This window comes from Taklimakanibacter albus, from assembly GCF_016595235.1.
GTDB classification, from domain to species: Bacteria; Pseudomonadota; Alphaproteobacteria; order Rhizobiales; family Aestuariivirgaceae; genus Taklimakanibacter; species Taklimakanibacter albus.
Genome location: NZ_JAENHL010000007.1, coordinates 2,124,039 through 2,143,301 on the forward strand (window position 1 = coordinate 2,124,039; position 19,263 = coordinate 2,143,301).

General features: G+C 62.7%; 17 protein-coding genes. 5 read left to right on the top strand and 12 right to left on the bottom strand.

Annotation, left to right across the window (positions count from 1 at the left end; all coding sequences use genetic code 11):
• Positions 1–3 precede the first annotated feature (3 nt).
• The 10 genes from JHL16_RS21580 to JHL16_RS21625 all read right to left on the bottom strand — a co-directional run bounded on the left by JHL16_RS21580 (position 4) and on the right by JHL16_RS21625 (position 10,845).
• The gene (locus JHL16_RS21580; protein WP_246771114.1) at positions 4–1,014 is read right to left on the bottom strand and encodes an ABC transporter permease; all 1,011 of its coding nucleotides are present in this window, start codon (positions 1,012–1,014) and stop codon (positions 4–6) included.
• A 5-nt stretch (positions 1,015–1,019) separates the two neighbouring features.
• Positions 1,020–2,540, bottom strand: coding sequence for a sugar ABC transporter ATP-binding protein (locus JHL16_RS21585; RefSeq protein WP_200186880.1), 1,521 nt, complete (start codon positions 2,538–2,540; stop codon positions 1,020–1,022).
• Positions 2,541–2,601: 61 nt separating this feature from the next.
• Positions 2,602–3,585: a substrate-binding domain-containing protein gene (locus JHL16_RS21590; protein ID WP_246771115.1), complete on the bottom strand. Its 984-nt coding sequence runs from the start codon at positions 3,583–3,585 to the stop codon at positions 2,602–2,604.
• Between the two features lie 198 nt (positions 3,586–3,783).
• Positions 3,784–4,131: a DUF488 domain-containing protein gene (locus JHL16_RS21595; protein WP_200186882.1), complete on the bottom strand. Its 348-nt coding sequence runs from the start codon at positions 4,129–4,131 to the stop codon at positions 3,784–3,786.
• A 61-nt stretch (positions 4,132–4,192) separates the two neighbouring features.
• The gene (locus JHL16_RS21600) at positions 4,193–4,717 is read right to left on the bottom strand and encodes an invasion associated locus B family protein (RefSeq protein ID WP_348647263.1); all 525 of its coding nucleotides are present in this window, start codon (positions 4,715–4,717) and stop codon (positions 4,193–4,195) included.
• Positions 4,718–4,817: 100 nt separating this feature from the next.
• Positions 4,818–6,137 carry a histidinol dehydrogenase gene (gene hisD / locus JHL16_RS21605; RefSeq protein WP_200186884.1) on the bottom strand — a complete coding sequence of 440 codons (1,320 nt, stop codon included), beginning with the start codon at positions 6,135–6,137 and terminating at the stop codon, positions 4,818–4,820.
• A gap of 15 nt (positions 6,138–6,152) precedes the next feature.
• Positions 6,153–6,953, bottom strand: coding sequence for an ABC transporter ATP-binding protein (locus tag JHL16_RS21610; protein WP_200186885.1), 801 nt, complete (start codon positions 6,951–6,953; stop codon positions 6,153–6,155).
• A complete protein-coding gene (locus JHL16_RS21615; protein WP_246770997.1) occupies positions 6,950–7,765 on the bottom strand; it encodes an ABC transporter permease in 816 nt (271 codons plus the stop codon). The genes JHL16_RS21610 and JHL16_RS21615 overlap by 4 nt, the downstream gene beginning before the upstream one ends.
• A gap of 61 nt (positions 7,766–7,826) precedes the next feature.
• Positions 7,827–8,789, bottom strand: a complete 963-nt coding sequence (locus JHL16_RS21620) for an ABC transporter substrate-binding protein (protein WP_200186886.1) — start codon at positions 8,787–8,789, stop codon at positions 7,827–7,829.
• Positions 8,790–8,808: 19 nt separating this feature from the next.
• Entirely contained in the window at positions 8,809–10,845 is a 2,037-nt protein-coding gene (locus JHL16_RS21625) for a N,N-dimethylformamidase beta subunit family domain-containing protein (RefSeq protein ID WP_200186887.1), read from the bottom strand.
• Positions 10,846–11,113: 268 nt separating this feature from the next.
• On the opposite strand from JHL16_RS21625, the gene JHL16_RS21630 reads away from it, so the two are divergent.
• Positions 11,114–11,923, top strand: a complete 810-nt coding sequence (locus tag JHL16_RS21630; protein ID WP_200186888.1) for a helix-turn-helix transcriptional regulator — start codon at positions 11,114–11,116, stop codon at positions 11,921–11,923.
• A gap of 52 nt (positions 11,924–11,975) precedes the next feature.
• On the opposite strand, the gene JHL16_RS21635 is transcribed toward JHL16_RS21630, so the two are convergent.
• A complete protein-coding gene (locus JHL16_RS21635) occupies positions 11,976–13,091 on the bottom strand; it encodes an ABC transporter substrate-binding protein (RefSeq protein ID WP_200186889.1) in 1,116 nt (371 codons plus the stop codon).
• A gap of 95 nt (positions 13,092–13,186) precedes the next feature.
• A complete protein-coding gene (locus JHL16_RS21640) occupies positions 13,187–14,008 on the bottom strand; it encodes an alpha/beta hydrolase family protein (RefSeq protein ID WP_200186890.1) in 822 nt (273 codons plus the stop codon).
• Between the two features lie 454 nt (positions 14,009–14,462).
• On the opposite strand from JHL16_RS21640, the gene JHL16_RS21645 reads away from it, so the two are divergent.
• From JHL16_RS21645 to JHL16_RS21660, 4 genes are all read left to right on the top strand, one after another.
• Complete coding sequence (locus tag JHL16_RS21645) at positions 14,463–15,794, top strand: PAS domain-containing sensor histidine kinase (protein WP_200186891.1); 1,332 nt, start codon at positions 14,463–14,465, stop codon at positions 15,792–15,794.
• Positions 15,781–16,398, top strand: coding sequence for a response regulator transcription factor (locus JHL16_RS21650; protein ID WP_348647249.1), 618 nt, complete (start codon positions 15,781–15,783; stop codon positions 16,396–16,398). The genes JHL16_RS21645 and JHL16_RS21650 overlap by 14 nt, the downstream gene beginning before the upstream one ends.
• 90 nt (positions 16,399–16,488) lie before the next feature.
• Entirely contained in the window at positions 16,489–17,304 is an 816-nt protein-coding gene (locus JHL16_RS21655; RefSeq protein WP_246770998.1) for a transporter, read from the top strand.
• 12 nt (positions 17,305–17,316) lie between these two features.
• Positions 17,317–19,260 carry an adenylate/guanylate cyclase domain-containing protein gene (locus JHL16_RS21660; protein WP_246770999.1) on the top strand — a complete coding sequence of 648 codons (1,944 nt, stop codon included), beginning with the start codon at positions 17,317–17,319 and terminating at the stop codon, positions 19,258–19,260.
• Positions 19,261–19,263: the final 3 nt, after the last annotated feature.

Sequence of the window (19,263 nt, forward strand, 5' to 3'; positions counted from 1 at the left end):
GTCCTATTGCCGGGCCGGGCGCTGCGGCCTGGCCTTCTTGCGGTTGTGCAGTACATGGTCGAACGACACGGCGGCGAGCAGAATCAGGCCGCGTATCGTGTCCTGCCAGTAGGGCGAGACGTCGAGCAGAATGAGCGAGCTGGAGACGACCGACAAGAGCGCCATGCCCAATATGGCGCCGAGAATGGAGCCCGAGCCGCCTTTCAGGCTGGCGCCGCCGATCACCGCCGCGGCGATGATGTTGAGCTCCATGCCGAGGCCGAAAGTGGGCGTCGCGGCGCCGAAGCGCGCCATGTAGATGACGCCGGCGAGCCCCGCCAGCGTCGAGCACAGCACGATGCAGAAGAACTTCACCCGGTTGGTGCGGATGCCGGAATACTCGGCCGCCTTTTCGTTGCTCCCCGTATAGAAGACCTTGCGGAAGACGGTCGCCTTGCGCAGCAGGAAGTCGAAGATGGCGACCACCACGGCGAAGATGATGATGACGACCGGGATGCCATAGACGGTGCCCTGGCCGATGAATTTGAAGCTCGCCGGCAGCGAGAACAGCGACAGAGGCGTGCCGCCGGTGATGGCGAGGCAGAGGCCCCGCACGATCACCATGAAGGCGAGCGAGACGATGAAGGAATGGAGCCCGATGCGGGTGACGCACAGCGCCATCAGCGCGCCGATCGCGGCGCAGGCGGCAATGGCGAGCAGGCTGGCGCTCCACGGATCGAGCCCGGCCAGGAAGAAGAAGCCGCCGACCACCATCGAAAAGCAGACAACCGAGCCGACCGAAAGGTCGATGGCGCCGACGATGAGCAGCACGGTCATGCCGACCACCACGATGCCCTCGATCGAGAAGGACAGCAGCATGGCGCGGAAATTGGTCCAGGTGAGGAAATAGGGCGAGGCGAAGCTCATCACCACGCACAGAGCGAGGATGATGAGGACAAGCCCCAATTCCCGCATGTTGCCGAGGCTGCGCCAGGACATGCCAGACCTGGTTTGCGACCCGCTGATCTCTTCCATGGCGCTCATGCCCCTCTCCCGTTCCTTTGCCCCATACCGGAGGCGAGGCGGATGATCTCCTCCTCATTCATGTCGTCGCCTGTCACTTCACCCGCGATGCGGCCTTCCCGGATGACAATCGCCCGGTCGCACAGGCCGACGAGCTCCGGCAGCTCCGACGAAATCACGATGATGCCGATGCCGCGCGTGGCGAGATCGCGCAGGATGCGATGAATCTCCGCCTTGGCGCCGACATCGACGCCGCGCGTCGGCTCGTCGAGCACGATCACCTTGGGGCCGACCGAAAGCAGCTTGGCGAGAGCGACCTTCTGCTGGTTGCCGCCGGATAGAGTGGCGACGGCATCATCGAGCGAGCCGCATTTGAGCTTGAGCGCGGCGCCGAGCCTCGCCGCCTGCGCCTGCTCGCGCGATCGGCTGACGAAACCCGGCTTGCGTGAGACCTGCTCTATGGCGAGCGCCGAGACATTGGCGGCGATCGGCAGGTCGACGAAGACGCCAGCCCCTTTGCGATCCTCCGACAGGTAGACGACGCCCGTCGCGATGCTTTGGGAATAGGACTGGGGCGTGATGTTCTCGCCGTCGAGGCTGACCTCGCCGGAGACGACGGACCGCAGACCACACAGGCCCAGCGCGATCTCGGTGCGCCCAGCCCCGATGAGCCCGGCAATGCCCAGGATCTCGCCCTTGCGCAAGGCGAAGCTCACATCGAAGAAGCGCTCTCCATCGCTGAGATTTTTGACCGCGAGCAGATCATCGGCCATGGCGCTCGCCGCGTTCTTCGGTGGATAGAGATCGCCCAGATGGCGGCCGACCATGCGTCGCACAATGTCTTCGGGATCGGTCTCGGCGACATCTTTGGTGCAGACATGGCGCCCGTCGCGCAACACCGTGATGCGGTCGCAATGGGCGAAGATCTCGGCCATACGGTGGCTGATATAGATGATGCTGATGCCGCGCTGCTTGAGCCGCGCCATGATGTCGAAGAGCTTCACCGCCTCGCGTTCGGTCAAGGCGGCGGTCGGCTCGTCGAGGATCAGGATGGAGCAGTCGAGCGTCAGCGCCTTGGCGATTTCGACGATCTGCTGCTCGGAAATCGAGAGGTCACCGGTCCTGGCATAGGGGTCGACGTCACCGAGATTGGCCAGTGCCGTCTCGGCCCGTGCCCATGTCTCGGCATAATTCATGAGGAAGGCGCGGCGGCGATTGGTAGCCGCCATCGAGATGTTCTCGGCGACCGAGATGTCGGGGCACAAGGCGATTTCCTGGTGCACAAAGCCGATGCCGAGGCGCTGCGCTGTTTCTGGAGAGGCGATGTCGGCCTTCTCGCCATCGATCAGGATTTCGCCGGCATCGGGCTTGAGGATGCCGTCGATGATGTTCATCAGCGTCGATTTGCCGGCCCCGTTCTCGCCCACCAGCGCATGCACCTCACCCTTGCGCAGGCCGAAGCTGACATCGCTCAACGCGTTGACCGGGCCGAAGGCCTTGGAGATGTTTCTGGCTTCGAGAGCGAGAGCGTGTGTCATGGAATGCCGATCGCGAAGAAGGTAGGTGGCGGGACGCCGGAGCGCCCCGCCCCAGGCCTTGTTATTCCTCGATGCCCTTGGTGCCGCGACGCTTGAGATAGGCATCCCAATAGAAGTCGTCGGCATTGTCCTTGGTGACGACGGCAAAGCCATTGTCGACCACCGGCAGTCCCATCGGATTGTAGCTGGCGCGCTTATAGTCGTTCATCGGGTCGATCAGATCCGGATGCGCGGCGAGGAACAGTAGCATGAAGCCCATATAGCCCTGCATGCCCTGATTGGGATTGATCGCGCCATAGACCTGGCCCTGCTTGATCATGTCGAGGATCTTGCCGTTCACATCGGCATTCATGACCTTGATCTTGCCGCCGAGCTCCTGGGCGGCCTGCGCCGCACCCAGTGCCGAATTGGCTTCCGGCATGAACAGGGCGCCGAGATCGGGATGCGCCTGCGCCATGGTGAGCACGGCGTTATAGGCCTTGGTCGGATCCTGGTTCGAGGCGGCGCGCGCCACCAGCTTGATGTCGGGATATTTCTCTGCCATCCGGGCGATGAAGGCTGCGACGCGCTTGTCGTGATTGTCCTGGCCCGGATTCTCGAGGATGCCATATTCACCCTTGCCGCCCAGCGCCTTGGCGATCACGTCCGCGGCATAGGCGCCCTCGCGGTTGTTGTCGGAGGTGACATAGGAGATGCGTTTGCTGTTGGGCGAATCCGCCGCGAAGGTGACGACCGGCACGCCGGACTCGACCGCACGGTTGATCGGCTCGATGAAGGGATCGGAATTCATCGGATGAACGAGAATGCCGGCCGGCTTCTTGGCCAGCACCTGATCGAAGCTGGCGATCTGCTTGTTGACGTCATATTCGGGCGTGCCGGTATAGGCCGTCTTGCAGCCCATCGAGTGTGCCGCCTGCTTGAACATTTCATAGACCGGGAACCAGTATTCGACGCCCGAGACCATGACATTCATGTAGTAGGTCTCGCCTTCCGCGCAGCGGAACGCGTTTCCTTCGGCCTTGACCGCCGTCGTCGACAGAACCATGCCGGCGGCGAGCGCTGTGATAAGCGACTTGATCTTCATGTTCTCCTCCCGAGAGACCCGCAAGGCGCCAGGGCCTTGCGCTATGGTTGATATGAAATAAATTTCATATACTGATATTTATTTCTCACGAGGAATAAGGGCGCTTTGAGCGCGAGTCAAGCGCCCCTGATCAGGGAGATGAAATGAACGGAGCGAGGACTATCGCTCCAGCACGTCCTTCAGGACATGAGCGTGATTCTGGGTGATGTTTGCGGCAGCATAAAGCAAAGTCGCGCGATGACCGGCGATCTTCGCCCGCAACTCGTCGAGCTCCGCGCGGTGCGCTTTGAGCTCAGCCAGATAACGTGTACGGAATTCGGCCCAGCGTTCCGGATCGTGATGGAACCATTTGCGCAAGTCGGTCGAGGGCGCCACGTCCTTGGCCCAGAAATCCAGCGCCGCTTTTTCCTTCGAAATGCCGCGCGGCCAGATGCGATCGACCAGGATGCGCAGGCCGTCGCCGCGCGCCGGCGGCTCATAGATGCGCTTCACCTGGATCACGGGCATCGATGCTCTCCCTCATGAGGGGGAGAGCATAACGCAACCGACGTAATCAGGCCAATCCGGCCTATTTGATCCGGTTATAGGCGCCGGTGAATCCGGCCAGCGACATCGGCAGCACAACCGGCTTCTTGTTCAGATTCTGAAAAGTGATGTTGAGCTTGTTGCCGTTGAACATGGCCTGGATCGTCGGATCGGGAACCGGAAAGCCGACGAAGCAGCCATTCGCATTGCAGGTCTGAAACGGATAGGTCTGTGACAGATTACCGTCGACATCGATCGACAGGCCGGCCGGCAGGAACATGCCGAGCGGTATCTGGATCATGGTCACCGGCTTCTTGGTGTCCTGCGGCACGCGGATGGTGATCAAGGCGAGCGCCTGACCCGTCTCGCTGGCGATGGCGCGCTGCTCCATGACACAGTCCTGCGGCTGACCGCGGGCGGGCGACGTGCAAGTGGTCGCCCAAGCCTCGCGCGGCGGCGCGTTCTGGGTCTGCTTCTGCTGGGCCGGCTGGCTCTCCTGATTGCCCGTTTCCTGCGATGTGGCGGCGTAGGCGCTCGCCGCCAATACACCCGCCGCCATTCCAGCCACAGTCAAGAAACGCGCCAGTCGACTCATAGAATTCCCCTTCAGATTCAAAGCACCCATAAGTGCATATGAGCCTTTTTAGGGAATTGACGCAACGGTGATGTTATTGCCCGCGCAGGGAAGAGACGGCATTGGCATGCGCATCGAAACCCTCATAGCGGGCGAAGCGGTGCGTATGAGGGGCCATCTCGCGATAGCCCTTTTGTGTGATATGGCCGATCGAGGCGCTTTTCATGAAATCATGCACGCCCAAGGGCGAACTGAAGCGCGCCGCCCCCCCGGTGGGCAGCACCGCATTGGGCCCCATCAGGTAATTGGCGATCGAGCCCGGCGCATATTCACCCAGCAATATCTCCGATGCATTCCGGATATGAGACAAGTGCTCGAAAGGCGCTTTGGAAAGTATCTGCAGATGCTCGGGCGCATAGTCGTTGATGAAGTCGTAGGCTTCACCGAGCGATGCGGCGAGTGCGATACCGCCACGGGTCCCCCCGAGCACGGTTCCGGCATAGTCGACGCGCTGCGCGCCCATCTGGCGCCAGAATTCCGGCAAGGCGGCCATCGCCTTCTCCGCCACGTCCCGCGACGGCGTGACGAGGAAGGCCGAACTGTCGGGGCCGTGCTCGGCCTCGATCAGGAGATCGAGAGCGGCCAGGCGCGGATCGGCCGTCTCATCGGCAAAGACGATCACTTCGCTGGGGCCCGCCGCAACCCGCGAGCCGATGATGCCTTGCAGCTGCCGCTTGGCCGCCACCACCCAGGGACTTCCCGGCCCTTCGAACTTGCAACAGCGCGGCACCGTCTGGGTACCGAAAGCCGCCGCCGCCACCGCGACGGCGCCGCCGGCTTTATAGACGTGGGTGATGCCGGCGAGCTTCGCTGCCACCAAAGTCGCCGCATCGACCTTGCCGTCGGGACCGGCGGGCGTGAGCAGGATCGGCAGCGGAACCCCCGCCACCACCGCCGGAATGGCGGTCATCAGGGTCATCGACGGGAAAGAGCCCTTGCCGCGCGGCGCATAGACGGCGACGCTGTCGATCGGCGTAAAGCGTTCGCCGACGAGCACGCCCGGACGGATTTCCTTCATCCACATCTCGCCCGGCAATTGCGCCTCGTGATAGCGGCGGATATTGCCGGCGGCATAGTCGAGCGTCTTGATCATGTCGGGATCGAGCGCGGCAAAGGCCTCGTCGAATTCAGCTTCGCTCGCCGCGATGCCGCTCACATCGAGATCGGCGCGGTCATACATCTTCGCATAACGCACCAGCGCCGCATCGCCTTCCTGCTTCACCGCCGCGATGATCGGCTTGACGCCCTCGAGGAAAGGATCGAGATCAGCATCGATGCGCAGCAACAGCTGCTGGCGCTCAGGCGGCGACAGCCTGGCGAGGTCGTGCAGAGCGACTTTGGGAAATTCGGACATCGATACTCTCTTTGATTATTTGCGATCGAGCGCCATGACCTTCAACGTCTCCTCGCGGATATCGGTGAGGATCTCGCGTTTGTAGACGGTGAATTGCGGATCGGTGACGAGCTCGAAGGACCGCGGCCGCGGCAGCTTGATGGTAAGGTCCTTCTTCACCTTGCCGGGCCGGCTCGCCAGCACGATAACGCGGTCGGCGAGGAAGATCGCCTCATCGACATCATGAGTGACGAACAGCACCGTGACCTTGTGGTCTTCCCAGACCTTCAGCAGCAATTCCTGCATCATGCCGCGCGTCTGCGCATCGAGCGCGCCGAAGGGCTCGTCCATCAGAAGGATGGAGGGCTTGTAGACGAGCGCCCGGGCGATGGCGACACGCTGGCGCATGCCGCCCGAGAGCTGCTGCGGATAGGCATTCTCGAAGCCGGAAAGCCCGACCGCCTGGACGAAATGGCTGACGAGCTCGTCCTTCTCCGCCTTGCCGAGCGCGCTCTTTTCGAGCGCGAAGCGGATATTGCCCTTGACCGTCATCCATTCGAACAGGCTGTAGGACTGGAAGACAAAACCGCGATTGCGCCCCGGCCCCAAGACCCTGGCGCCATCGATGCGGATCTCGCCCGAGGTCGGCTCGTCGAGTCCGCCGACGATATTGAGAAGCGTCGATTTTCCGCAGCCCGAGGTGCCGACGATGGAGACGAACTCGTTCTCCTTGATGTCGAGATCGATGCGCTCGATGGCGGTGACGGGCGAGCCGTCGACCTGGAAGATCTTGCCGACGCCGTCTATGGCGACTTTGGTTTTCAAAGCTGTGCTCATCTTGACTGATTGTTCCAGCGGAACAGCGCCCGGCCGGACTTCTTGAAGAGATAGTCGGTGAGGAGGCCCATGAGGCCGATGAACAAGGTGCCGAACAGGATCGTGTCGGTGGCGAGATAACGCTGCGCGTCCATGATGCGCCGGCCCAAGCCTTCGCTGGCGGCGACGAGCTCGGCCACCACGAGATAGGTCCAGGTCCAGCCGATGGTGATGCGGAACGTGTCCCAGATGCCGGGCAGAGCGGCCGGCAGGATGATGCGGTAGAGGATCTCGAAATTGCTGAAACCCAGCGTCTGCCCGGCGCGGATGAGATTGCGGTCGATGTTCTTCACATTGTCCATGATCATCAAGGATTGCTGGAAGAACGTGCCGAGAAACAGGATGAGCACTTTCTGCATGTCGCCGATGCCCGCCCACAGGATGGAGAGCGGGATGAGCGCCACCACCGGCATGTAGCGCACCGTCGAGATCAAGGGCTCGAGCGCCCCTTCGATGATGCGGAAATTGCCCATGAGAATGCCGACCGGCACCGCAACGATCGTGGCGGCGAGCCAGCCGATGAGAATGCGATAGATGCTGACGGAGGCGTCCGAGACGAGAATGCCTTCGCTGAGCTGGCGCCAGCCCTCTTCCAGCACCGCGCCGGGGCTCGGCAGGAACAGCGGCTTGACGAGCCCTAGACTGGTGATCAGCCACCACAGGAAAAGCAGGGCGACGGGCACGACGAAGCCCGCGGCGGAGAAGATGCTCGCCGGGATTTCCTGCCGGAGGCGGAACAGCCTCCCGATGCCTTGACGCGGGTTCTGGGACATATCGCTTTCCATCACATGTTGGTCGCGGGACCTGAACCAGGCCCCGCGACGATATCGGGGATTACTTCGCCGCGACGGCCTTGAGGTCGTCGAGCATCAGGAGCTCGTCCGCCGTCGGGACCTTGGTGATCTCCTTCGGATTGGTCGCCTTCATGATCTCGCCGATCTCCTGGATCGTCGCCTGGAAGTCGCCTTTGAGGAAGTCCATGTTCTCGGCGACATTGTAGAAGCGCACGCCCTTGAAGGCCGGCTCGAACTCCGCCATCGGACTGCCGACCGCTTTGGCGATGATCTCACCGCCCTCCTTCGGGTTGGCACGGATGAAGTTGATCGCCTCGTCCCAGGCGCGGATCATGCCTTGCACCTCTTTCGAATGCTCCTTGATCCAGGTCGAGTTGGCGGTCAGCATGTCGGAGATGAGGCCCGGCTTCTTGGCCGAGGTGAAAATCACCTTGTAGCTCTTGTCTTGCGCCAGCGCGGTCGAGACATAGGGCTCATAGGTGACGGCGGCGTCGACGCGGCCGGAGATCAAAGCGAGACCTGCTTCCGACGCGCCCATCGGCACATGCTCGATATCGGCGAGCGACAGGCCGTTCTCCTTCAGCGCATAGTTGATCAGGAGATCGCTGGTGGTGCCGGCCTCGAAGGCAACCTTCTTGCCCTTGAGCTCGGGGATGGTGCCGATCGCCGCGCCGGCGACGACGGCGTCCGCCTCGAAGGACAGATCCATCACCAGGAAGCCTTTTTGATCGACGCCCTGGTTGAAATTGGTGATGAGGCCGTTGGTGGCCGCGGCGATGACATGGAGATTGCCGCTGGCGAGGGCGGCGGTCATGTCCTGGTCCCAGTTGAAGGTAGTGAGCTCCACCTCGACGCCATGCTTGGCGAAGAAGCCTTTCTGCTCGGCGACCCAGAGCGGGCCATAACCGAGCCAGGGCTGCAGGCCGAGCTTGACCGGCTCCGCCACCGCGGTGGTGATCGACGCCGCCATCAGCGCCGCCGCCAGGGCTAGTTTCTTCAGCATTCCGGGATCTCCTCTGTTGTTATTCCGGTTTTGGTTGCGAAAGGGAGTGCAAGAGATTGAGCGTGATGCGGCCCACATCGTTCATACGGCCGGGTTCGGGCAGCGCGCCGCACCAGGCGACCGAGCTCGCTGAAAAGATGAGCCCGCCTTTGGCGAGAAAGCGCAAGGTCATTTCGGCGACGCGCTGCGTCTGCATCTGCGCCTCGCCGCCTTCATACCAGCGCGTCGGATCGTGGCCGAAGCTCTCGGGGAAGCCGGTCGCGGTGGCCACGACGATCGTGTCGGGCGCGGTGCCGAGCGTGAGATCGGTGGCATCGACCTCGTAGCCCGCCGCGCCACCGAGCACGAGTCCATGATCGCCGAATGTCTCGTTCTCGACACCCTCGAACAGCCAGGCGCATTTTTCGCCGAAGCTCTCAGGCGTGCGGGTGAAGGGCCTGGCGCCGTCGAAACCCATCAGCGAGATCGCCCCGCCGATGAGCGAGAACTCGCCACGTCCGCGCGAGCGCAAATAGCCGCCGGGCTCGTTGGTGAGCGCCAGAGATTGCTCGGCGAGCTTTCCATCCCAGGTGCGTCCCGCTTCGGTAGGCCCGCGGCGCAGCTCGAGCAGATCGTCACGAAAAGCGACGGTGCCGGCAAAACCATTGCCGCCGAGATAGGCGATGGAGCCGCCTTCGGCCGCGAAGTTCCGCAAGGCGCCTTCCATCCCGACCGACATATATTCGGGATGACTGCCGGTGACGACGGCGCGATAACCAGCGAGTGCAGCGCTGCCCTCCCGGTCGAGATCGTGATCGGTGATCAGATCGTATGCGATGCCATTGGCGTGGCAGAAACGCAGGAGATGCAGGTCGACGGGCAAATTATGCGGCGCGCCGCACAGCGGATAGAGATAGTCGCTGCGCAACGTCGTCTTGGGCTTGCGCCATGAGCAGATCGACACGCCGGACAGATCGCCATGATAGTCGTAGAGCGATTTCAGATTGTTGGCGACGGCGAAGGCGTGCGCGCGGTCCTCGCATTTCCAGTCATAGAGATGCTTCGGCAGATATTCATCGGCATAAGCGAGATAGGTGGCGGTCGGCACCAGGAAGAGGAGCGGCGCCCGCTTCACCGATGAGGTGACGAAGAACACGATCTCTTCGCTCCCGCCGTCATGGTCGGCGTCGAAGGCATAGATGCCGGGCGCTGCGTCTACGGGCACGCGCAGACGATGGGAAGCGGGCCAAGCGAGTGGCGCCATGTCGTCGTCATGGCAATGGACGGCGTCATAATGCGACGGCACCAGGCGGGGCTCGTAGCTCGAGCCGTCCCAGCGCGGCGACGTCATGCAGAAGGCCGGCAGATTGACCGCGTCGAGCGCGAGCCCGTTTTCCGACAGGATCGGACCGTCCGGCAGGAGTGTCGGGAAGCCCCATGTCACGGGGCCGCTTTGGGTCGCGAGCGTCAGCCTCGCAAATTTCGCGTTGAGCGTCTTTTCGTCGTCCTTGCCGCTGCTGCCGAAGCGCAGCTCGGCTGCGGGAGCCTTCCAGACGGCGTCGACCAGATGGCGGCGGACCTCGACAGGCGCCAGGAGATCATGGCCACGAATGGACAGCGAAAGGCCCTGCGCTTCCTGTGCGAGGGCGATGCTCAACCAGACAAAGGATGGTATCGGAACCGAATCGATCAGTGTCCGCCCTGCCTGCAGGAGCGAAACCACCCCATCCTTCAGCTGGAGCTCGAAGGCATCGCAGGCGGCGATGCAGCGCTCCCCGTCATTGCGGGTGAGATAAAGCTCGAAGGATATCCCGGTGATAGGCGGCGCCTTGGCGAGCTCGGATGCCGCGACCTGCAGATACGATCCCTGCTCGAAGGTACGCCGGAACGGCACATTGAGGACGTCGACGGGCCAGCTCACTCGTTCCGGATCCGGAACGTCCAACCGGCGGACGGAAACGTGCGTGACCGGGCGGCCGCAGGAAAGATGCAGCTCGACATGCTTCCCGGCTTGGACAGCCCAGGGCGTCGTATAGCCGACCACGGCCATGGCGCCGTGGTCCACGTCACGCTTCATATCTCCGTCCTCTAGATCACGATCACTTTAGGTCGGCTCGACCTAAAGTGATAAACGTGATCGGAATCTTATACTTAGCGCGTGACCGGGCGGAAAACCGGTGCCCACTTTTCCTGTCACGCGCTATCATCAGGCGGGATAGAGAGGTCTCCCGGGCGGACGGTTTTCCGTCTTTTCCCATACCCCTCTCTATCTTGATTTTACCTTACATATGACCAAAATGAGGGGTATATACCCCCATCGGGGTATGAATATCGGGCATTATATTATGGACTCCGACCTCGACAGCCTCAGCACCGCGATCGGCACCATCGGCAAGCCCGGCTTCTACCCGGCCGTCGCTCATTTCCTCAGGCGGTGCATCGCCTATGACAATGTGATCGTCATCGCCTTCCAAGGCACCGCCACGCCGGCGGTGCTCTATCGCGAGATCCATGGGCCGGATGTGTTCAGCTATCTCGACGAGCAATATCTGCCGGCCGCTTATCTGCTCGACCCGATCTACCACTATCATCTCAAGCGCGGCGCCGCCGGCCTCTACCGCCTGCTTGAGGTGGCGCCCGATCAGTTCCGCCGCAGCCGCTATTACAAATGGTATTACGGCAAGATCGGCATCACCGATGAGATCTCGGTGATCCTGCCGCAAGGCGACAATGCCACGCTCACCATCTCGATGGGCAAGGACATCTCATCCGATCAGCTCTTCACCCAGAAGGCGGAAGAAAATCTGCGCCGCTATGAGAGCGTGATCATGGCCCTGCTCAAGGCGCATCGGGCGGCGGCGCAAGAGACGCCGCTACCGACGAAAACACCAGCGCAATCGATCACCGACAGCCTCATCGCCGCGATGCGCGCGCTGCACAATGTCACCTTGAGCCGGCGCCAAGCGGAAGTGGCCCTGCTCATCCTGCAGGGCCATTCATCACCCTCGATCGGTCTCCACCTCGATATCAGCCCGCAGACGGTGAAGGTCTTCCGCAAGCAGCTCTACGGCAAATGCAATCTCTCATCGCAGGCCGAGCTCTTCGCCCTGATGATGCCGCTCCTCGAATATGCGCAGAAGAACGCTGATAGATGATGGCTACATAAAACGCAGCCAGATCCCGAGGACAACAGCCTCCGCCGCGGCATCACCCTTGCGTCGTACGGGTGATCGTCTCCTTCATGCGTGCATCGAGCACGTCCCAGTTGGGCCCGAAGGTCGTCCAGCCATCGAGGCTGAACAGATTGAACATGCGCTTCATGTCGTCATTCGACTTGGGATAATTCGGCCAATGCGCCGGCGCTTCGAGATCGGAACGCGCCATGAAGTCGGTCGCCACATTGAGGAAGGCCTGCTGCGTCTCCTTCTCGAGCAGGTAGCTCATGAACAGATCGGAGAGATCGCCATGTTTCGTGCCGCGCACCTTCATGAACCAGTTGGTGTAGGAAGCGGTGCCCTCATTGGGGATCGCCGCGTCGAAATCGCCACCATGATCCTTCATGAAGCCATAGGCGTCGGAGGAATACATCATCGCCACCTGCGCCTCGTCCTGCAGCATCAGATTGGAGAGCTCGGCCCCGTCCTTGTACCACTTCGCCATTTTGAGCTTTTCGAGCTCGAGGAAAAGCGGCTCCATGTCGGCGGGCTTCTGGAACACTTCGCCGATGCCCGGCAGCTTGTCGGAAAGCAAAGCGGGAATGCACAGATCCCAATAGAAGGCGGCGGCGTCCATCGTCGTCTTGCCGCGCAGTTTTTCGTCCCAGAAGGTTTTCCAGCTGTCGGGCTTGAAGCCCGTGCTTTTGGCGGTGAGCATCCACAAGGAACCACCGCCGAAGGGAACGCCGAATTTCTTCGCCTCGCCGCGCAATTCGTCGAACCACGGGAAGACGGTGTCGAGGCCCTTGATCTTGCTGCGGTCGGTTTCGAGGAAGAGCTTCTCGGCAAGGCCGGCGGCGGTCGTATATTCGTCCGCGATGGTGAGATCGAAGGGCGGGTTGTCGGCGGGTGCGGCGACGATCTGCGCCACCATCTGATCCCAGCCGCCGACCGTCTCGGCCTTGGTGCCGTATTTCTCATTGAAAGGCTTGATCACCGCCTCGCGGAAATTGAGCTCGTGATTGCCCGACCAGGAGACGACGATCAGGCTCTCGTCCTTGAACGCGTCCTGCGCCGAAGCGACCGGTGCGCGCCCGATAATGGCCGGCGCGAACAATGCGGCAGAGGCCCCAAGCTTCAGGGTCGTGCGGCGGTTCATCTTCTTCATCGTTTCCTCCCGTCCTTTGGATCCATGTCCCTTTATGGATCATCCCGTTTGTCTTGTCGCCGACCAGCTCCTTCGCCTTCGCGGTGCCAGGCCGCCTACTTAAGACACTCCTCGAAAAATACCGCCGCTGCATCGAGGATCGGACCTTGTCCGACATGGGCGACGCCCGGCACGATATCGAGCCGCGACGTGATGCCGTGATCGGCGAGATTGCTCCTGAGCGTCTCGAGCCGCTCGCGCCGGTTGCGTCCGGCATCATTGGCGCCCGCCATCCAGCCGGGGCTGTCCTCCGTCATCACCATGCCGCGCATATCCGTATCGTCCGCACCAATCACCAGCTGCACCTTGACCTCGCGCAGCCGGCCGACATCGATCGTGCGGCCGAAGCGGCGCGCCACATCCGCCGTGCCCACCCACCAGGGCCGCGTATCATCGAGAAGCGTGATGCGACCGGGCGCCCCGATCGACACCGCCGTGAGCCTCTCGGGGTGAAGATAATAGAAGCGGTGGACGAACTGGCCGCCGCCCGAGAAACCGTGCATGACGGCGCGGCGGAAGCGGATGCGATAACGGGCCTCGATCTCCGCCATCATAGTGATGAGCAACTGGTCGTAACGCAGGCCGCGAAAGTCGATGAATTTGTAATTGTCGACCTCACCGGGCTCGATGATGCCGATGGGAAACAGCGGCGCCAGCACGAAACAGCCGAGCTTGCGGGCGAGGCCGGAGAAGCCGTCGCGATATCCCATCGCCGGCCGGTCCGAGCCATGCACCGCGATGATGACGTCGAACGCCTGGACCGCCTCGGCCTCCGGGCGGTAGGCCTCCGGCACATGCAGCGCATAGCTGAAACGCTGATCGGCCTGGAGCGCGATCAGCCCGGTATCATCGAGCTCGAAAACGGAAAGGCGGGGCATGGCTAAAGTCCGGGAGACAACGAGACCCCGCTCTACCGCATGAGTGCGATATGTCAAAATGGAACGCTGCCGGGCCGAACAAAGCTGCGCGAGATCCCGCTGCGCTCTATACTTTCACTTTCTCAGTTTCACATCACCTCTAGGAGATTGGAGAAGACTGAGAGCCCGCAGAAGGTGAACGAATACTTTCCAGGGTCTGGTAATTTAAACAAAACCCACCCCCAACACAACTTGTGCGAGTGAAACAACTTGCCTGTTGAACGTTCAAGACGCTTGATCAACGGACAATCATTGAACTATTCTCTCGGTATACCGGGAGCACTGACTAAGCCGGGGACGGCAACGCCGAGCTTGGGAGGTGTCAGCATTGCGCTTGACGCTCGAGGCAATTGAGTCAGTACAGCCTGTCCCGGATGCGATCATCAGATTGCTGTGCCTGATTCCGTTAGTCGCGATGCTTGCAGCGGCGATCGCGCCGGCGGCATTCGGCATGGAGTCGCTGGCGAGCGCCCCGCTTCTCGTTGCCGCCTGGCATATGACGAGCGGCACCTTCCTTTTTATTTTCATAATCGTCGCCGGCCTCACTTATCTCGTCCTCAAATTCCATCGCGAGGTCGAAAGCCGGCGCCACGCCGAGGAGGCCGCCCATGACAGCCGCGACCAGATCGAGATCTCGGTCGCCGCCGCCAATCTGGGACTATGGGACTGGGATCCGCTAACCGACATGGTGTGGACCTCCGACCATTGCCGCACGATGCTCGGGCTCACCGGCGGCACGACGATGCCGCGCGAAAAATTCCTCGACTGCCTGCAAGGCGAAGAACGCGCTCTGGCCGAAACGCGCATGAAGGAGGCCATGATCACAGGCCGGCAATGCGAAGCGGAGTACAGCCTCCTCCAGCCTGACGGGTCCATCCAGTGGATCGCATCGCGCGCCACGCCGCGCAGCCGGCGTGGCGGCAAGCCCGACCATCTGCTGGGCGTCCTCATGGACATCACCTCGCGCAAGCAGGCGGAACAGGAAGCGGTCGAGCAGCGCAAGCAGCTGACCCATCTCACCCGTGTGTCGGTCTTGGGCGCGCTTTCGGGCGCGCTCGCCCATGAGCTGAACCAGCCATTGACCGCCATCCTCAGCAACGCCCAGGCGGCGCGCCGCATCCTTTCGCACAAGCGCTACGACATTGCCGAGATCCGCCAGATCCTCGAAGACATCATGGCCGACAATATGCGCGCCGGCGACATCATCAGCCATCTGCGCTCGCTTCTGCGCAAGGACGAGATGGCGCGCCGCCGGGTCGACATGAACCAGCTCATCGACGGTGTGCTCGCCTTCTCCAAGAGCGATCTCGTCCTCAAGGGGGTGCGCGTCACCAAGGATTTCTGCACCGATTGCGCCATGATCGAGGGCGATCCGGTGCAGCTGCAGCAAGTGCTGCTCAATCTCTTCGTCAATGCCGGCGAAGCGATGAACCAGATGCCCGCGCCTGAGAAATCGCTGCATATCGTCACCGAGAGGACCAGGGCCGGGCACCTGCGCGTCTCGGTCACCGACACCGGCGAAGGCATTTCGGACAGCAATCTGCAGTTTCTGTTCGAGCCGTTCCACACGACCAAGGCGCTGGGCCTTGGCCTCGGTCTGCCGATCTGCAACTGGATCATCATGGCGCATGGCGGCCAGCTCTTCGCACAGGGCAATCCCGGCGGCGGCGCGACATTCTCCTTCGATCTCCCGTTACCCATAGAGGTGGAAAATGAGGACACCGAGTCCTCTCGTGTATTTGGTTGACGACGATCCGTCGGTTCTGCGCGCGGTAAAGCGGCTGCTCACCGCCGGCGGCTTCGACACCAAAGCCTATAGCGATCCGGCTCTGTTCCTCGCCGAGCACAATCCGGCGACGCCGGGCTGCATCCTGCTCGACATGGCGCTGCCGGGCCTCTCCGGCATCGACGTCCAGAGCAAACTCGCCGCCACCGCGCACCGCCAGCCGGTGATCTTCATGTCGGGCGCGAACAATGTGCCGGCGACGATCACGGCGCTGAAAAGCGGCGCCATGGATTTCCTCCTCAAGCCCTTCGACGAGACGGTGCTGCTCGCCGCGGTGCGCGCCGCCATTGCGCGCGACGCCGTATCACGCGAGGAGGAGGCCGAGGTCAGCGACATCGCAGCGCGTCTCGCCGGCCTGACGCCGCGCGAGCGCGCCGTCTTCGCCCGCGTCATCGCCGGGCGGCTCAACAAGCAGATCGCCGCCGATCTTCAGATCGTCGAGAAGACAGTCAAGGTGCACCGCGCCCGGGTGATGAAGAAGATGGGCGCGCGCTCGCTGGCCGAGCTGGTGCGTCTCGCCTACAAATATGGGCTCGCCGACGACGAGCCGTCCCCGGAAGCGTAATCCCTCGCCTCATTGGGCCTTGGTCCAACTATCCACTATGCGATGGGGTGCCTAGGCTTCGTGACGGACGCCAAATCGACGAGGGAGAAAATGAGCCGGGTTGTTCAGACCGGTCTGGCGGGCATCGCGTCGCTGATTTGGGCGTGTGCCGCCGGGGCCCAGGAGGCCGGCCAAGACGGCGCCGACCTCGCCAAGAAGCTCAACAACCCCGTCGCCGCCATGATCAGCGTGCCGTTCCAGTTCAACTACGACTCGGAAATCGGCCCGGAGCGCGACGGCGAGCGCATTCAGCTCAACTTCCAGCCGGTGATCCCCGTTCCGCTCAATGACGACTGGAACATGATCTCGCGCACCATCCTGCCGATCATCGACCAGGACGACATTTTCCCCGGCGCCGGCAGCCAGTTCGGGCTGGGCGACATCACTCAGAGCCTGTTCTTCTCACCGACGCATCCGGGCGAAAGCGGCATCATCTGGGGCTTGGGCCCGGTTTTCCTGGTGCCGACCGGCACTGATGAATTGCTGTCGGCCGAGAAATGGGGCGCCGGCCCCACGCTTGTCGTGCTCCGGCAATCCGGCGGCTGGACCTATGGCGCGCTCATGAATCACATCTGGTCCTTCGCCGGCGACGCCGACCGCGACGATGTGAGCGCCACCTTCCTGCAGCCTTTCATCAATTTCACGACGCATGATGCCTGGACCTTCGGCGTCAATGCCGAATCGAGCTATGACTGGGAAGCTGAGCAATGGAGCATTCCGGTCAATTTCACGGTGAGCAAGCTCGTCACCATCGGCCATCAGCCGGTGAGCCTGGGTGGCGCCGTGCGTTATTGGGCCGACAGCACCGATGGCGGCCCGCATGGCCTCGGCGCCCGCGCCACCATAACTTTCCTGTTCCCGGAATAGGCGCAATCCAGATTGCCGTCGCCTGACCCGCAGCATCCCGACCGCCCGCACCCGCCCCAGTGGGCCGGTCCGCTCAAGCTGCATCTGAGCCTGCTCATCATCCTGCTGCTGCTCACCGTGGCGCTGCCCTTGATCTGGATGGCCTATCAGCGCGGCCAGGCTGCCGCCGAAATGGCCGCCCATGAAAAGATGCAGCTTCTGACCGAGCGCACCGGCGATCGCTTTCGCATCGTTTTCGGCGACGCCGTTCCCCTCGTCGCGATGGCGGCGCTGTCGGAAGCCTTCGCCGATCCGCCGCCCGCCGATCTCGCCGCCAAGACACGCCTTCTCGTCAAAGGGCTTGCGAGCTCGTCGCATCTGGACGGCCTCTATACGGGCTATGGCGACGGCTCCTTCATTCATGCCGTCAGCCTCGACAACGACAAGACCTGGCGCCAGCTACTGAGCGCGCCGAAAGACGCCGCTTTCGCGCTGCGTATCATCAGCCGAACATCGGCGGAGGCTTCCGCGGCATCGGTCTGGCGTTTCCTCGGCAGCAACGGCGAGATGCTGGCCGAACTCGCCCCGACGGACGCCGCCTATGATCCCAGGCGGCGGCCATGGTACCGGCAGGCGCTGGCGACGCCAGGCACAGTCTCCGTCGGCCCCTATGTCACGGCGACGACGCGGGCGCTGGCCCTGACGCTCGCCGAACGCCATCATTCCGGCAAGGACGCCGTCGCCGGGGCCGATATCCTGCTCACGACCGTCGGGCGCTTTCTCGACGACGAGAAGGTCTCGCCGCGCGGCCGCGCCTTCGTCCTCGACAGCGCCGGCGATCTCGTCATCCATTCCGATCCCGCTCTCATGGAGAAGCTGCTGCTCCTGCAGGCCCGCAAGCGGCGCACCGGCACCGACGACCCCAATATCCATGACGCCACCGTCGTGGCGGCGCGCGCGGCACTTCCCGCGACCGACGGCCCGTTCGCCTTCACGGCGGCCGGTGAAACCTATCTAGGCCAGATGGCGGCGATCCGCTTCTCGCCGCTCCTCGCCGGCAACCGGCTGGTGGTCATGGCTCCCTTGTCCGACTTCACCGCGGCCAATGATCAATTGCTGCGCCGCGGGCTTGTCGTGTCGGGCCTCCTGCTCGCGAGCGGCATCATCATCGCCATATTGATCGCCCGCCTCATCACCCGGTCGCTTTCCGCCTTGACCGACGAGGCGGTTCATCTCAGCGACTTCGAATTCGATCAGCCCGCATCCGGGCGCACTTACATCAGGGAGATCAACTCCCTTGCCGATGCGCTCGGTGCGGCGCGTGACGCCATCCGCAGCTTCGCGCTTTATGTGCCGCGCGAGCTGGTGCGCAAGATCGTGACCTCGCGCGGCGATGCGCAGAGCGGCGCGGCGCGCCAGGAGGTGACGGTGCTGTTCACCGACATCCGCGACTTCACCACCATCAGCGAGCGCCACTCGCCCGAAGCGGTCGTGGCGATGCTGTCGACCTATTTCGAGCTCATGAACAAGGGCGTCGAGCGCCACAATGGCGCGATCATCCAGTTCCTGGGCGATTCCGTTTTCGCCATGTGGAACGCGCCGGTGAACGACCCCGACCACGCCGACAATGCCTGCCGCGCGGCGCTCGACCTTGCCGCCGCCTTGCGCGATTTCAACACCCGGCAGCGCGCCGAGGGCAAACCCGAATTCGTGACCCGCTTCGGTCTCCACAGCGGACCGGCGGTCGTCGGCAGCGTCGGCGCCGAGCGCCGGTTGGTCTATACCGCGATGGGAGACACCGTGAATGTCGCCTCGCGCCTCGAAGGCATCAACAAGGAATTCGGCACCACGATCCTGGCGAGCCGCGCCGTCAAGGATCGCTGCGAGAAGCGCTTCGTCTTCCGGCCGCTGGGCTTTCACCAGGCCAAGGGCCGCACGGAGAAGGTCGAGTTGTTCGAGCTCGTCGCCGCGAAATGAGCC